This window comes from Pallidibacillus pasinlerensis (genome assembly GCF_009996845.1).
Lineage (GTDB): Bacteria > Bacillota > Bacilli > Bacillales > Caldibacillaceae > Pallidibacillus > Pallidibacillus pasinlerensis.
Window position 1 is genome coordinate 23,454 of sequence record NZ_JAACYS010000007.1, and the last position, 16,041, is coordinate 39,494.

The window sequence follows — 16,041 nt, forward strand, 5'->3', positions numbered from 1 at the left end:
CCTTGAGCATCTTACTTATTCATTTGTTTTTCGTAAACTTCACCACGTACAATTGGAATTTCCCGCGGTGCATCAATTGCTAATCTTAGATGTCCTTCGTCACTTTTTACAACTTTCACTTTAATTTTGTTATCAATTACAACATACTCGCCTGGTTTTCTCCCTAAAACCAACATGAATAATTCCTCCCTGAAAAAATTCTTCAAGTCGATTATTATGTTGGAGATATGGTATCCAATCAGATGACTAAACCTCGGTGAAAATAACCAATCTCCACATGCATCCTGCACATATAGAAAATGATCTACCCACTCATCCTTGAGTGCCTTTCTAACCGACTCAATTCTTATATCGGAAGGAATTGAAAAAGGTTTAGTGTTTTTGGTAAATTTTTTTAAAAAATTTGGGGATATCTAGATATTACCTTATTAGAGTTTTTATAGATTTTATTTTATAACATAACAAGTAAACTAAAAATCAGACTGAAGAATTGCTATGATAATTTATATCACCCATAAGTTCACGAAAATATTTACTTCCTATATTGTTTAACACACATCTTATTTCAGAATCTCTCTTATTATATTTCTTAATATCTTTTGAAAAATGATTATTTGAAAAGTGCTTATATATTTTAACCTCCATCTCACTATTTGTATAGTTGTTTTTTAATTGTGCAAAGAAATACGGAAGTATTTGAGATTTATAATAACCACCATTATTTTTTCTCTGTTTCAACCATTTTCCATCTTTACTGCAACGACATCCAGCAAATCCACTAATAAACACCTCCATATTTTTATTTACTGAGTGCAAATTAAAGACTAAATCGGCCATGTATCGCTGACTCTCTTTCACAAACTCACCGTGTTCCGATAATTCCTTTATGTCTCTTGTCCTCATTGTGAATATTGGGGATTTGTTAAGAACTAACACCTCTTCATTGAAATTATTAACCAATTCCTTTTCAAAAAAGTTTCTCGCTCTTTCTCCAGCTCGACCACACAAGTAAATCCCCTCTTTTTGTTCATTTTTTCCTGGATTATCACCGACTAAAATATATTTTATTTTTTTAGGATCAATAGACAATAATGCATTATTAAATACAATTGCTTGTTTGACCTCTATCTTGGAATTGTATAACTCTTTCAAATCTTGTAATAATAATTCTTCATAAATATTTTTCCATTTGTAAACTTGCTCTTTAAATTCAGCAATTAATTGAGTAATCTGATTAATTTCTCCCATAATACACATTCATCCCTTCTTACGGTATATTAGAATTGAGGTCATGATTTATAGAGAAAATAAAACTCGTTGCACTACCGAAACAGTCATTCGTTTCGGTTTACTTTCAAGAATTCGGAAAGAACAAGATTTCGGAAAAGCATCGTGAAGTACTTTATGGTTTAATAGTTTCCCAAAATCAAATTTATTCACAAAACTGTACACTTTTGTCAAAACCTAGCCAGCGTTCTAAATCATTTACAATTAAAAATTTGGTTGGATAAATATAAAACTGTTAATAAAAACATAATGATACAAAACTTAGACAATTATTATGATGTTAGTCGACATAATTAGGGGCTGCTGAACGAATCACATGCAGAAAGTCATTTGAGAAATCAACCGTTGAATTCGTTCTCTGAAAAAATTGCACAAAAGAACCTTTAGCCTTCGCTCAAGGTTCATGACTAGGAATTGAAGGCAAACTACGGTTTCACTTGTTTTTTCTAGGCATACTTGAATAAGACCCAGACCATAACTACGTTTGCCTGTGCCGAATTTGCCTTCTACTTCATTTCGTTCAGAGGCATCTATTTTCGTTAGCTGTTTTTGGATGTAGTCTTCCTCCTTGGAAGGGCGTCCAAGTCTTGGACCACTTAGACGAATTCCACGTTCCTTACAGTATTTCAGTTTGTCTCGCGTTCGATAAATTTTATCTGCGAGAACAGCTTCCGGATAGTATCCATAACGTTTTCGATAGTTCTCAACAGATTTTTGTAGTGTAAGTCCTTCGTTGAAATTGTCCCATGACAGATGTTCAACCATTGCATAGCCATTTACTACGCTGATCGCCACTTTAGAGCCAAATTCAACATTTGCCTTTGCTTTGCCTCGGACGATGGGACGTACATGTGGTTGAGATATGCTGACAATCCGATCGTCAATCCGGTGAGTCTTTGCCCGGTACATTTCTTTTTGTTGTCGGTAGAGTTCTTGAATAACCAAAAGTTGTCTGTATTCATGTTTGCTCAATAAGGATAATGAACTTTCCAATGTCAACTGTTGGACGATTTCAAGATTTCTTTTTACATATCTTAATTGTTTACCAACAGCTTTGCGCATCTTTTTTGAACGGATATTTCGTTGCTTTGCGATCGATAGGTATTCTTTTCGTGCTCGATTCCGATAGGTCCGTGGCTTTTTTCGGGTTCCATTCAATGGTTTATGCAAAACATCAATGATATGCTCTAGTTTTTCACGTGCCTCGTTCAATAGTTTAAAATCAGTGGGATAAGAAATATCAGCCGGTGCACAAGTTGCATCAAGAATCAGTTTTCCTCGATTTTCTTTTGTATCGAAATCATTGTTATCTGTCTGGGTCTTATTGATAGAAGAATCGTTACCTTCGTCATTGTCTTGATCGTCCGTTTGAATTTGTTCTTCCATGACGATCCATTCTTAATAATATCCGGACCGAGTCGTTTTCGAAAACGGGTCATTAACGAATGATGAAACGGAGCTTTTTCTTGGAATGAAGGAAGCCCTATGAAGTATTGAAGATATGGATTTTCCATAATCTGATTAACGGTTTCTCGGTCACTCAATCCTAAACGTTGTTGAATAATGAGGGAGCCAAGTGCAACTCTAACAGAAAGTGCTTGTTCACCTTTCATAGAGTTCTTAAAGCTCTTGGCGTACTTTTCTTCCGCTTTCCACCATGGAATGATTTCGGCTAAACGGACCCAACGATTATCTTTATTCAACCTTCCACCGAATGGGAGAAAGAAATCATCGACAAATGTTAGTTGATTTTGACTTTTTTGAAACATCTTAATAACCTCCAAGTGCAAGGTTTTTGCAAATTTCTTAGTAAAATCCTTACACTTTATATTCGACAAAAAGCTCATAAATCCTTCTCCTATTTGGTTTTTTTGTTTGTTCAGCAACCCCTATGTTATATACTCCACCATCTTCACAGCAAGATGTAATGGCAAAGGCAACACCGTTTTTTGTGCTGTAAATTGTATCGATGCATTTCTCAACAAATCAACTATACCGATTGCGATGATCTCATTCTTTTCATGCGTTTCCTTATCACCAGAAACATATATCGGATAAAGTTCGACCATATTTCGATGACTAAATGATTTGGGACTGTTGGACTTACTCGTTTCTTTATTATATACCTTACTTTCATGTTGCGGTCGTCCATCAATTGAATAATAAACATGCTCATATTTGTATATTCCACTAACTTGTTTATATTTATTTTGATCGGACTCGTTAGTCATCGGAATATACGAGCTAACTTCATCATTACGCCTAATACGGACAACACTTACTTGTTTTTCTACTTCTGAAAAATCAATTAACCGATCTTCGGTGATTAACATTTTTTCTATTTGGTTAAATTCATTTTTTTCAGCCTCAGCAATTTTCGAATTTGATATTCCTTTAATCAAGTTTCTTGTTGGTCTATTTGCATCAAAAATAATAAGAACATCCTTATCATCTTTATTAATTATGCGTTCTAATCTTCTATATACTGTTGTACTTGAAATACTTTTTCTTATGTTTAATATATCTCTCTCCGCTGCAAGTTTTGATAAAGTTAATATTCCTTTCCAATATGGTACATCAACTTTATCAATAAGATCAGAGTAAACCATGATTTGTGATCGGTCCACATCATATGTAACAATTATCGGGAACGGAGGTATAGTGCCATATTTCGTTTTTTTAAAATTACATACATGTACACCTACAATCTTTTTTCCTCGTAAATGTTTATTTTTTTCATAGTTAAAAACAACACCTAATTGCCTGAAACCGTCCAGAATCGCTCCGTTCACCGCTTGATTGATACGATCAGTTTTACTGCGGGCTTGCAGTTTTTGCCCGTTTTCTTCTGCCCTTCTTTTCTTTATTTCATATTTCTCATCACTTTCTCTTATTCTCTGAACTTCGTTTTCAAACTTTTCGAAAGTAATAAATTGTGTCAAACGTCCAGTTGTAGCAAAGCCGGCACGAATCGCATCCTTTGGATCGACATTGATACTATAATCTGATTTTTTATAATTCTGTTCATCATGAATGGCTATTATAGCAAGTGTAGGTGTAGTCACGAAAGCCAATCTTCGGGTAATTTCCGCTACTCTTTTTTCAAATCCTGGAATATTTTCCTTTTTACTCATTTCCGTTTTTTGAAGTTCATTGATAAAAACATCATCACAACAAACAATTTCATGTTTTGTATTATCTTTAAAATACTTGTGTAATTGATTTAACAGAGACTTACGCATCTCTCCTTTAGCATATATTTCAATGGTTAATTTTTCACCATGTAATGCTTTTTCCAGTTGTTCCATGAAAACAGTACTGTTTATTCCGCCGTCACTTTTGCTTTCAAAATCAATCTTTTTATTTTGCGCTATCTTTTTCACATGAAAGGCTTGTACATTAGAATTGATTTGATCCAATAAATGGACTTGATCCAGAATAAAGTTAAAGGCCGTATCCCGATCAACAAAGGCAACACCAGAATCTACACTTGTATTAATTCCATTTAAACCTTCTTCATAGGGAATTAATACATCACCAATTTTTCCAAAGTTAAAGTTTTCAGGTTGAGTTAAAACATCGGTAAAACTCGGAATGTCATTGAAAGGATGACTTTCTTTAAAGACTGCAAAATCTACACTTCGCCAAACATTCTCTTTTCTGTTCTTATCATATTCTGTCTGCATAACTTGTAAGCGATTATTAGATACTCTAATGTAACAATTTTTATTATTAGGTAAATATGGAACTTTACCTTTTTCATTTTTTGAAATCCATCTCCTCGTCGAAACATCAACAACAAGATAAGCTTTATTTTCCGGGGGTAATGTTTGTACCGATAGCTTGATAACATAGGAAAAATAATCATTTTTATGATGAAAATCTTTTGTATCTGTTGTTAGCTCGTTTGAACTAGAATACAGTAATTTCGTCTCTATTCCGTTAAACATGATTGACTTACCCATCGATTCATTTACTAAACGCAATGGATACAGTTTAAAACTAACTTTATCAATCGCTTTTCCTTCATGAAAAAGTGTGATTTCTTCAGTAATTGTACGATCAAAGTTTTCTATTGTTAGTAAAGCAAGCAGTTCATTTGCCAGTTTACGAACTGAATCATCTTCGCCATTTTTCCGTTTGTAATCCCAGTTCAAAGCACCATTTATATAAAACTCTTGAACCCAAATTTTGAAACAATTAACGACTATATTAACGTTTATATTTTTAAAAGATACAAGCCATTTTGTATCATCCGTTGTTTCTGAAACAGGATTCATATTAATCACGCCGTTTAAAAAAGTACATAGTTGTTCTTCCAATGTTTTAGTCGGTAAATAATATTTAGGATTATAGGTTGCTCTCGATTTCCGTTCAAGCTCAATCCATTTTTCTTTAATTACTTTTGGTAAACTTAAATAATAAATAGTGTCTTTAATCGTTTGATTGATTTCAATCATCATTGGCTTAATATACGAGCGATAATTTGTCATAAATTTTTCTTCCCTTTCTTAATGCTTGATAAAATGGATCATACAATGTTTTCGCAATTTCCCCATCGATTCCTTTTTCACTCATAATCTCTTCCAAGTAATCTACTAAGCTATTAAGTAAGTCGAAGCCATTTTGGTTTTTCGCTTTAAAAGCAGCATCTGCAAAATATACATCAGGAGCTTTTGATTTCATGTCTTCTTGATTCCCGATTCTACACAGTCTACCAAAAATTTGTAAAATCATGACGAACAATGTTACAACAATATCCTTTTGAACTTGCGTGTCTAAATCATCTAAACGATCTTCAGATTGCCCGAGTAAATTATACATATAAAACGCATCACTTCTCATTTGCTTAAAAGTTTCTGTATTTACTGGTTCATTTCTATTTGAATATTTCGCCATGATATAACCATTCACCTTGCTTACATGGCTGCGATAGTCATCAGGTCTCGGCATTGGGCGTGTCATAAACATCAACGTATCAAAATATGCATTTCCTTTTTCATCAACAATATTGTGACCTCGTTCAATTAATACAGCTACAGAAACAAGTATTTTCGCATCTTTAAACACAACATCGGTAACCTTACTCTGCTTTACTTTCCCCGGATCGTTACTATTATCATCATCTGGAGCAATATATGCGATTTTTTCCTTAAACGGGGTGTCGCTTAAAATTTCCCTTAATTTTGTATAAACAACGGTAACATCTTCGTAGCTATTTACAATCATCAGGATATTGTCATTAGATTCCAGTTTTTCTATAATCACTTCCTTACATTCCGATACTAATTCTCTTAGTCTTTCGTTTCTTTTTTCCCCTGAGCCTGACACATAGACACCTGTATTCAAATATTCAAAATGAGACTTTTCAATAAATTTACGTTTATACGGTTCAGCCTCAATGATATAATTTACATGTTCATCTATATGATTGGATAGCGAGCCCGGTACAAAACTTGATCCTGATAATAACAAAACATGTGGCCCCAATGGATTTCCGTTTGTATCAACTTTTAACCATGGAAATCGTAAATACATGGCACGGCCTGTTGCAAATTGTTTCACAATACATAAATCAGATTTTCCGTTCTTTTCTTTATCTTTATATTGAAGCCCAAAAATGTTACCGATCGGTGAAACCGGGATATACCTTTGATGAAATTCGAACCTTTGACTTAAAATTTCTTTTGTTGAATTTGGAAGTTCGGTTCCTTTTTCGACTAAATTTGATAGTTCTCGATAAAGATGTTCAAAATATAATACAGAACAAATAAATATGACCCGGTTAACTTGCGCTCTTGTTAGATCTTTGGTGGTTCCCCAGCCATAAGCAGAAAAATTTTCAAATAATTGGTTTTTATTCGTAATTGATATAAAATCCCGTAATATCCCAATATATCTTCGATTTCTGTTTAAATTTGACATCTGTTCCAATTCTTTGCACAAATCTTCAGGCAGTAAATTCCGCTCCCAACATTCTCTGATTAAATTTCTTCCAGAAAAAGGTCTTTCCAGTCGGGACCTTGGAAATCCATGCTTGTCATTTTTTAACAAGTCATTAATTTTCATAAAAATGTCGTTAGATTGTTGATGTAGACTAATAAAGTTACGCAAGTTTAGATTTGAAGATGTTCTTTCATCAGAAGATTTCCTGTAAAATTCACCTGAAATACTCCCATTGTTGCGGATATAATCATCAATGGATACATATGGCGCAAAAATTTGATCTGCTTTTTGTAATTCACTTTCAGCTTCATCGACGATTACTAAATCGACATACTCTAATGTATATTGAAAAAGTGTCATCCCGCTAATTCCTATTTTCATTGTCGCCAGAGCTGCTGTAGTTGTAACAATGACATTAGCATCAAAAATTCTTGTTTGTATAGACGTTCGTGGACAACTATAGTAAAAAGGACATTGATAAGTTTTGTTTATATTTAACTGGTTTAACCGGCTTGCCCCTCGTTCATAAAATTTATAAATTTTCGTACATGGTTCTTTTCCATAATCGATTGAAAGATCAGCCTCATTGATTAGACCGCCGAGTGCACACCCTGATGTTAAAATTTCCGAGTCGAAATCGGATAGAAAGTCCTTTCCATCACTTACTTTATTAATGTGGTCTGTCCAATTTGAAGAGCCTATCACTGGAATTGCATCTATACCGAGCCTATTTAATTCTTCAGCTTTTTTTAGAACTTTCGGGACTGATGACTCAATTACTACAACCTTCTTATTTTCCTTCGCTAGTTTTTTTACAATGGCATCTGATAACGTTGATTTCCCTGAACCTACCTGCCCGACTTTATTAGTGATATTATTGATTTCAATGTTTTTTGTTTCTTGAATGGACTGTTGCTTAACAAACTTAAAAGTTGTATTTTCCAGTACTCTTTTGCGATAGCTATTACCTTCCTGAGATAGGGTTTCATCTATTTCTTGCGCTTCTTTAATTAAATCGGATATCGATAACTTTAATCTGCTTCTTTTCTTTCGTCTTGGCTTTGATATTTTACGAGGGACAATTTCATCAAGCAGTTTAATTTCAATTGGTTTTTCGTCGATAATAATGCCATAACGTTTACCCTTTTGAAATGCGAACTCATTTTTAGGCAATTTATAACGAATTTCTAAAGATAGTAACTTTAAATACAACTCTTCCCTTTCTGCCAATTCCTCTGTAATATTTTTTACTTTAATAAATTTATTACCCACTCTAGTGTATAATTTCTCATATTCACTTGATTCGTATTCTCTCAATTCATCCAAATACACTTTTTTCTGATTCAGTGTTTTTAACAATATTCTGGCGTTTTGAATAAAAAAATCGCTGTTTTGAAAGTTGTGCCTGGAAATTAATCCTCTTCCTCCGAGAACTAAATAGTAATCTTCTATTTTTCCTGGGATTTTAAAAAAATTTATAAGAAATAGTAACAATTCAATTCTTTGTTCTTTTTCAAGTTTAAATTCATTCAAAAAGATATACTTTTTGTCGTAATCTTTTAAATCATTCAGATTCATCTTTCCACTCCTTTATCATTTTTTTAAATGAAGCTAGAGTCATACATTGAATCTTCATTTTATCTTTTACAACTCGATTCACAGCGCGGATATAATTTGAATTTTTGTCTGAAGGAACAACATAAATCACCTTATCATAAGGCAGATTTTCTTTTTCTTTTAACTTTATGTCTTCTTGAATCCATCTCGGATCCTTGACGTCTTTTGCATCAATGACCCATTTTTCTCCTTTAAAATTGAATTCAAAATCCCACTCATCTTTTTTAGGCCAAAGTGTTGGTTTAATTCCCGCTTTTAGTAAAATTTTTTTAACTTCTTTTTCCAATAGACCGGAATAATAAATATAACGTGCAACATTTAACCGTAACACCCATATATCACCTTCTGCATTTACCTTTTTGATATCTGAGAATCCATTCGTTTTCCTTGAACATCTATCAGATACGCAATAAAGCGTGCCATCAATTCTTTCTTTTAAAATTAACCCACAATGTTTACAAACTTTAATCATTGCATATTGATAATTTAATCTTTCAAAAGCAGCTTCAAATATATCTGGATACTTCGTTCTAAAGTTTCTTAAACTTTCATTTTCAATAAAATGTTTGCTTGTAATATAGGGAGTATGTTGGAGGAAACTTCTTATTTCACAATATTCATCTTGATTTTTTTCAAAAAGAAGTTCGATAAACTTCTGACTTTGTAGTTCAAGTTCTTTATACTTTGCTTTTTTTGCTTTACGGAAAATTCTTTCGTTTAATTTATCTAATAATTCTGGGGTGCAGTGATATGTATTTTCGAGTCCAATGTTGACATAGGACTCATCCATATACCAATCCGTCTTTGTTAACGGCTTTCGATATGCATCCGGTAATCTGTTAATGAATTGTTTTGTAGAAAAGTTAAATGATTTAATTAATGCGGTTTCACTTGTGGGAAGAATGGGTTCACCTTGATTAAACAAATTATAGGTAAGATTTAGTAAAGAAAATTTATCAAGTGCCTTTTTTAAAAGAGGAGAGCGAAAATATTCCATTTGATCGCCCTTGTTCACTTCGGCTACTTGTTTCTCATATAATCCTAAGCAGCTTAGTTCCATTGCATCATTAAAAATTTTTACAAAATCACTCATATAAACACCCCTTTCAATATAAAAAAGCCTTATGTACAAAGACATAAAGCTTCTTGGGCAAATTAAAAGGAAAGTCAGTACGAAAATCATGCAAAAATATGATTTTCATACGAATTTACTATGACGTTTTGTCCTGTACATTAACAGATTAATATCTATTTTCAGAAATGTCAACAAACTACTAAAACATACAGGTAAGTAATTAAAAAGGGAGAAATTCCTTCTACATAATGAAAGACTTTTACTATTGTAGTGGACGCTAGGATAATCACCTTTCTATTACAAAAAATCTCACCGCCTTAACACACTTGACGGTGAGCAAAGTTTTTACACAGTTACTCATTCAATTGCTTAAAATTATCTTTTACGGTCTTATATGCTTGATTCCTATGATTAGGAGTATTTGGATAACGCAACTCCAATTTATTCATATCAACAAGCTTTTTAATATGATTTTTTCTGAGACCATCGCGTCCTCTTTCAAGAAAATAAGATAATTCAGTTAAAGTTAAAAATCTATCGCAGCATAGTGATAAGATTAAGTTTCTTAATATTTCTGGTTTTAATCGTTTATTTTCTCTTGCTGGTCTTGCAATTTCAATTAATTCTTTATAAGTTTTATTATCATCTACTATATTTCCTCTATTATTACCTGATACTTTTGTATTCTCGTTTTCGAACTGCTTTTCGCTATTACCGGAGATATTCTCCTTATTACCGGAGTTGTTCTCCTTATTACTGGAGATATTCTCCTTAACACTTAAGTTTTTTTCATTTTCATCTAAATTCTTCTTAAGTATATTCAAATTATGTTCATCTATAGGCTCAAAAAAATCAGATAGTATATAAGTAGTTCCTCTACCTGTTCCTTGTGGAATTAATAAACCTTCTCCTACTAAATCAGAAAGTAGTTTATTAATATCTCTCGGATATTTGTTTGTTAATTCTTGCATCCGGACATTACTGACACTTTTTTCTTGATAAGCAGTCACCAATATAAGAACCTCGTCCGGAGATAGCAGATGATAGCGATCTTTTAATACATATTTTATATAATTTACAATTTCATTTGGCTTAACAATAAATAAAAGGACAATTAAATATAGTATGGTACTACATTTTAATTGTCCCTCTTAATAAGTAAATCATTTACCCTTATGTGATCTTTTCATTTTTTCAATCTGCATCTGATAGTTCTCTTTTGCTTTTCTAATTGATTCTTCAATCACATTTGGTGAGTTAGTTAATAATAGAGGATATTTCTTGTTGAAATAAGCTTTAAGCAACTTGATTTCAGACTCTGTTAGAATAATCGGTGCTAAAGGAATAGGCAAGGGACTTTCAGGAAAAAAATCCGTCAATGCATATTCTAATTTAACCCTCATTTTTTCTGATACAGAGTCATCATCAATATCGTAAATACCTTCATTATCAAAACTCACTTCATCAATATTCATTCGAATTATTCTTCCCGGTTTCCTGTCTATTGTTTCATATATTAATTCAATCATCTTAACTGTTTGATTTCCAAGTTCGGGCTTTAACATTTTACCTCTTTTAATTTTACTTTTGGGGATTTCTAATACTTTGTCATTGTTTATACAGATATATTTAACACTTACACCCATAATGACACTCCTTGATGAAGGAATTCAATTGTTTTTTTCTGAAAATAAAAGGTACATCATTCTTCCTTATAATATCTCACTATTAACTTTTTTAACTATGTGTCACCCACTATTAAAACAACTTCTCTGCCCCATACCCTTCCAACACAGCTTTCGGTACAAACATCCGCGCAGTTTTTAACGGGTTAACGACTTGGCTAATTTGTAAGTCTCCAACGGCACTGAGTAACATGGCGATATCAGCCATATCTAAATCTGTACGTTTTGCGATTAGATCTGCTGCAGCTTCTACAGCACCTTTTGCCGCTTCATCTAACGTTTCCTTCGTTACAAGTGTAGCAAAACCCTCTTCGTTTTCTACAAATGGAGTTGAGATACTTTCTCCTTTAACAACTGTCAAACTTATCGTAATTTTAGCGGCGATTTCAACACCTGATACACCAACTTCACCGTCGCCCATTGCGGCATGTACATCACCTAGTGCGAATAAAGCGCCTGGATGGAAGACAGGGAAATATAATGTTGCTCCTTCTTTAACTAAAGTCGTATCCAAGTTTCCACCGTGGTCTCCTGGCGTTCCACAGTTAACCGCACCTTCTTTTGGCGCAACACCGATTACCCCGACCATCGGAGTTAGAGGGAAAGATAAGTTTTCATTAAACACAATTTTTCCATCTTGAATCGGAACTTTCTTAATCTTAAACTCTGACAATCGATCGCCAAGCACGCCTAGCTGTGGACCAGTAGCCAATGTCCCTTCCCCAACTAGCTCTATCTTTTTAATTTCTACTTTTAAAATATCTCCCGGCTCAGCCTCTTCAACGTAAATCGGCCCAGTTGCAGGGTTAACCTGATCCCAATTAATCTCATTAAACGGCGTATCTTCACTTTTAATTTGATCTAAGAAACAATCGTATGTCTCAATCTCCACTACTGTACCAGAAGCAACTCGCATCACGGGCTTATTATCCTTACTCATCGCATAAATATATGTATCCTTCGCCAACTTCTCCAACTGCTTAACCAATGCAATCACTCCTCTTTTTTATATTATTCTATCATTATTTTGTAAAAATTTAAACAAGACAAAGTTTTTCCACATGTAGCCAGCTTTTTTCTACAAATCTAGTATTTTCGTCTTATTTCATACTTAGTCAAACTTTGGTATCGTATAAAATAATGGAATTAGGAGCGGGATTATGGGAGTAGTTATTGTATTCTTTCTTATCATTGTTTGTATAGGTTTGTTTTGGTACGAGTTTTCGTTACTAACATCGATTTTTTTATTTTTATCTGTCGCTGGGATATTTTTAGTCGTTACCGATATTAAATTACGAAAAAAGTCGAGAGAAACAGTTGAAACTGTAAAAAAACATAAAGCGAAGGTTGTAAATAAAGAAGTGATTCACGGTTATCGAGGGAAAACAACATACACCTTTGAAATCAATACAGGTGGCGAAACCATTCAAATTAAGAAAGAGAGAAATAAATTACATAGAGATTTTAATATAAATGACACAATTGATATTTATCCAGAGTTTGATGAACAAAACAATATAGTAGATTTTAAGTTGGCTGAATTAGTAGAAAGGAATACAAGAATCTATAAGCCTTTTATAATATTTGCTATAGGGTCTATCGCCACAACAGCGCTACTTATTTTAAATGATCATTCTTCTTTAACAACTGTGACATCGTATCTAATCGCTTATTCGTTTTTCCTTCTTCTCGTTTTATATGTCGGTATTTCGAGTTTAAAAAGGGTGTTCGTTGATAAAAGCACATTAAAACCGGTAAAGGCGGTCATTCATAGCTTTTACATATATAGTTCAATGGACGACGGTATCAAACATGAATCGATAAGTCCAGTTTACAGAGTGGAAGTTGACGGGAAAGTACACCAATTTGTAGGTGATAAAAGCGCCCAGAAGGAAGACCGAGGAAAGGAAGTTACTGTTTATTACGATCCAAACACAATGCAATTTTTCGACAATCCAAAAAGCAAAACAGACTTGGCTATGGCTATTTTCATGCTCACAATGGCATTTTGCCTGATTTATGGAATTTTGAAGGAAGGGTTATGATTCTCCAATGATTTGTAAAATGACAAAAAAAGAATTTGTACATTATTTATTTGTACAAATTCTTTTAAGAAAATAAATCACTAACTTCGATTTTAAGTTTTTCAAAGAGAAAAGACTCTAATTGATCATTATTTGCATAATATATTGGTTTGCCATATTGTTGGCCCTGTTCTAAAAATTAACTTCTACCAATTCATTTTGTATATCTACAATCCAATATTCTTTCACTCCAGCTTCTTCATACAAATTGCGTTTTAATATTTTATCCATTTTAGCTGTTGAGGGAGAAAGAATTTCGACAATTAAATCTGGGGAGCCGTTACAACCTTTTTCATCCAGTTTACTTTTATAACGGATATGGACATTTCGAACAGCGGATTGTTGCTCATTGTTTTTTATTTTAATTTATTCAGTTCATCTACAAATGCAGGTCTTCTTTTATATAACTCCTTTAATTCACTAATTAATTCTTGCTGAATATCCACCCCTGCAAATTTTTTAAATCTCTTTATCTTTCCACATATTCTTTGATAGGCCTTTCGATTTGAACTGGCCTTCGCCTCTTCCTTAATGTAATTTCTATATATTTTTATTACTTTTTTCTTGTCATGCCCAATCAACAGTTCAGCATATTGTTCTACATAATTTTGGTGTTTTTGGACAAATTCCATAATCTCTACAACGTCATTTTCTTCTTCGATTAATTGTAAGTATAGGGATTGAGCAAACCAATCTTTCCTCTTCTTCAACTCTTTTTTAATATGATTGTAAAAGACAACTTGGTCATCTGTTGTTAATTCCTTCATTTCCTGATAATATTCAAATTTTCCATCGAGGAAAAGTTCCATTGCCAACGCGAACTGTTCTTCCTTGTAGGAAAGCTCTTTGTAGGCTGCGTATCTAATTTCTTTCCATTTGGTTACTAACCCCGCATACTGCCTATCTTGTCTTTCGCCTTCCGTTGCCAATTCAATGACTTTTTCAAAGTTTTGTTCCTTTATACATTTATTTATATAATGTTCCCTAAACGTTGTATAGGAAAGATGATCAATAATAAACTGCTCCGCTTCCTCTTCTGTTCCAAAATTCTCGATTAAATCAAATAAAATAGTCAATAAACTTTCATTATTATACCTGCTATAATGATCTGATTTCGCACTTAATAAGGTCTGTATTTTCGTTTTTAATTTTTCACGGAGTATTGGTTCGTCTGCATATTTCGTACAAATCCATAAAATATCTGTTTGGAATTCTTCCCATCCATCAAACACTTCGTGATCCACTAGTTCCATGAGCTTCGTAAAGGCTTTTTCTTTTAATTGTTGATCAATACTGACATTTTCTGAGACAATTTCACTGATCGTCTGTATTGCTTCATTTACGACCGATCCGATTTCCCCACCAGAATCATCGGCATATTGAAATGCCCCAATGGCTTCTGTTAGTACTAAAATAGCGATATCCATCGCTAGTAACATATCGTTGGTGTCCGCCACCTTTTCAAGTACTTCACTTAACTCCCATGAAAAATCGGATACTTTTCGATAGTGAATAAACCCTTTACTCATATATTTATGTACAATCGATTGAATTAATCTCTTACAATTTTCAAGTTCTTGATCAGCATGTCCTTTTGAGTACTTAAACATAATTTGGTTTTTCGTTACAAAATCATTTTCCGTTATTTCTAAAATAATTTGGATCAATTCTTCCTTCGATAGACTGACTAGCATATTATGAAGTGATAAAGGCTTTTCTACTTTTGTCTTATTTTCATCAAGCAATAACTCATTTAACTCATAATATGCAGCAACTTCATGCTTGCATACCGGGCCTAAATCATAGGGACAATCACATTCGGAATAAAGGATTTCACCAATATCATCCAACTGCACCATAACCTTGTACGTATCACTACCTTGAATGAAAAATTCATATTCATCAGGTGCAGGTGATGTAGCTTCTAAAACATTCCCCTCAATGTAATAGCCATAACCTCTATCTAAAATTTTCCTACTAATACTCGTTTCAAAACTTTTTATATTCATTTTTTTACCCTCGAAGTCTTTAATTTTCTATATATAAAGGTACATCAATTATTGGGAATTTTCTACCTTTGTGGAAATTCGTATGGATTTTATATCTATTGAATACAAAGTGAAGATAAATTAAAAGAGGTAGGTATCCACACGTATTCAGAATTTTATCTAATTCATGAGGTTGAGTAAGCCGAGCAAATTCTCTTGGAATTTTATTAATATTTTTCCTTTCGTTAATAAAAGAGTACCATTGACAATTAAGAATTCTCGAGGAACATTCTGTGATATAAGATTATTCGGGAAATGGCAGACACCATACCTATACGGATAGAAGCATCCTATTGTGG

General features: G+C 33.1%; 11 protein-coding genes and 1 pseudogene. 1 reads left to right on the forward strand and 11 read right to left on the reverse strand.

Annotation, left to right across the window (positions count from 1 at the left end; genetic code table 11):
• Positions 1-11: 11 nt before the first annotated feature.
• The 9 genes and pseudogenes from GW534_RS02715 to GW534_RS02755 form a co-directional block, all read right to left on the reverse strand.
• A complete protein-coding gene (locus tag GW534_RS02715) occupies positions 12-176 on the reverse strand; it encodes a carbon storage regulator (RefSeq protein WP_161919523.1) in 165 nt (54 codons plus the stop codon).
• A gap of 301 nt (positions 177-477) precedes the next feature.
• Complete coding sequence (locus GW534_RS02720) at positions 478-1,248, reverse strand: uracil-DNA glycosylase family protein (RefSeq protein WP_161919524.1); 771 nt, start codon at positions 1,246-1,248, stop codon at positions 478-480.
• Positions 1,249-1,599: 351 nt separating this feature from the next.
• A pseudogene (locus tag GW534_RS02725) lies at positions 1,600-3,056 on the reverse strand (IS5 family transposase).
• A 120-nt stretch (positions 3,057-3,176) separates the two neighbouring features.
• A complete protein-coding gene (locus GW534_RS02730) occupies positions 3,177-5,780 on the reverse strand; it encodes a pPIWI_RE module domain-containing protein (RefSeq protein WP_161919525.1) in 2,604 nt (867 codons plus the stop codon).
• Complete coding sequence (locus GW534_RS02735; protein ID WP_161919526.1) at positions 5,755-8,811, reverse strand: hypothetical protein; 3,057 nt, start codon at positions 8,809-8,811, stop codon at positions 5,755-5,757. Before GW534_RS02735 ends, GW534_RS02730 begins: the two co-directional genes overlap by 26 nt.
• Positions 8,798-9,943, reverse strand: a complete 1,146-nt coding sequence (locus tag GW534_RS02740) for a restriction endonuclease-related protein (protein ID WP_161919527.1) — start codon at positions 9,941-9,943, stop codon at positions 8,798-8,800. Before GW534_RS02740 ends, GW534_RS02735 begins: the two co-directional genes overlap by 14 nt.
• 335 nt (positions 9,944-10,278) lie before the next feature.
• Positions 10,279-10,938 (reverse strand): hypothetical protein, encoded by a 660-nt coding sequence (locus GW534_RS02745; RefSeq protein ID WP_161919528.1) that lies wholly within the window; start codon positions 10,936-10,938, stop codon positions 10,279-10,281.
• 150 nt (positions 10,939-11,088) lie between these two features.
• Positions 11,089-11,571, reverse strand: coding sequence for a hypothetical protein (locus tag GW534_RS02750; protein ID WP_161919529.1), 483 nt, complete (start codon positions 11,569-11,571; stop codon positions 11,089-11,091).
• Positions 11,572-11,683: 112 nt separating this feature from the next.
• Entirely contained in the window at positions 11,684-12,550 is an 867-nt protein-coding gene (locus GW534_RS02755; protein ID WP_161919568.1) for an acetamidase/formamidase family protein, read from the reverse strand.
• A 220-nt stretch (positions 12,551-12,770) separates the two neighbouring features.
• Between GW534_RS02755 and GW534_RS02760 the strand changes: the two genes are divergently transcribed.
• Complete coding sequence (locus GW534_RS02760) at positions 12,771-13,655, forward strand: ABC transporter ATP-binding protein (RefSeq protein WP_161919530.1); 885 nt, start codon at positions 12,771-12,773, stop codon at positions 13,653-13,655.
• A gap of 171 nt (positions 13,656-13,826) precedes the next feature.
• On the opposite strand, the gene GW534_RS02765 is transcribed toward GW534_RS02760, so the two are convergent.
• Entirely contained in the window at positions 13,827-14,060 is a 234-nt protein-coding gene (locus GW534_RS02765; RefSeq protein ID WP_161919569.1) for a Uma2 family endonuclease, read from the reverse strand.
• Positions 14,051-15,703, reverse strand: coding sequence for an SWIM zinc finger family protein (locus tag GW534_RS02770; RefSeq protein ID WP_161919531.1), 1,653 nt, complete (start codon positions 15,701-15,703; stop codon positions 14,051-14,053). Before GW534_RS02770 ends, GW534_RS02765 begins: the two co-directional genes overlap by 10 nt.
• Positions 15,704-16,041 lie beyond the last annotated feature (338 nt).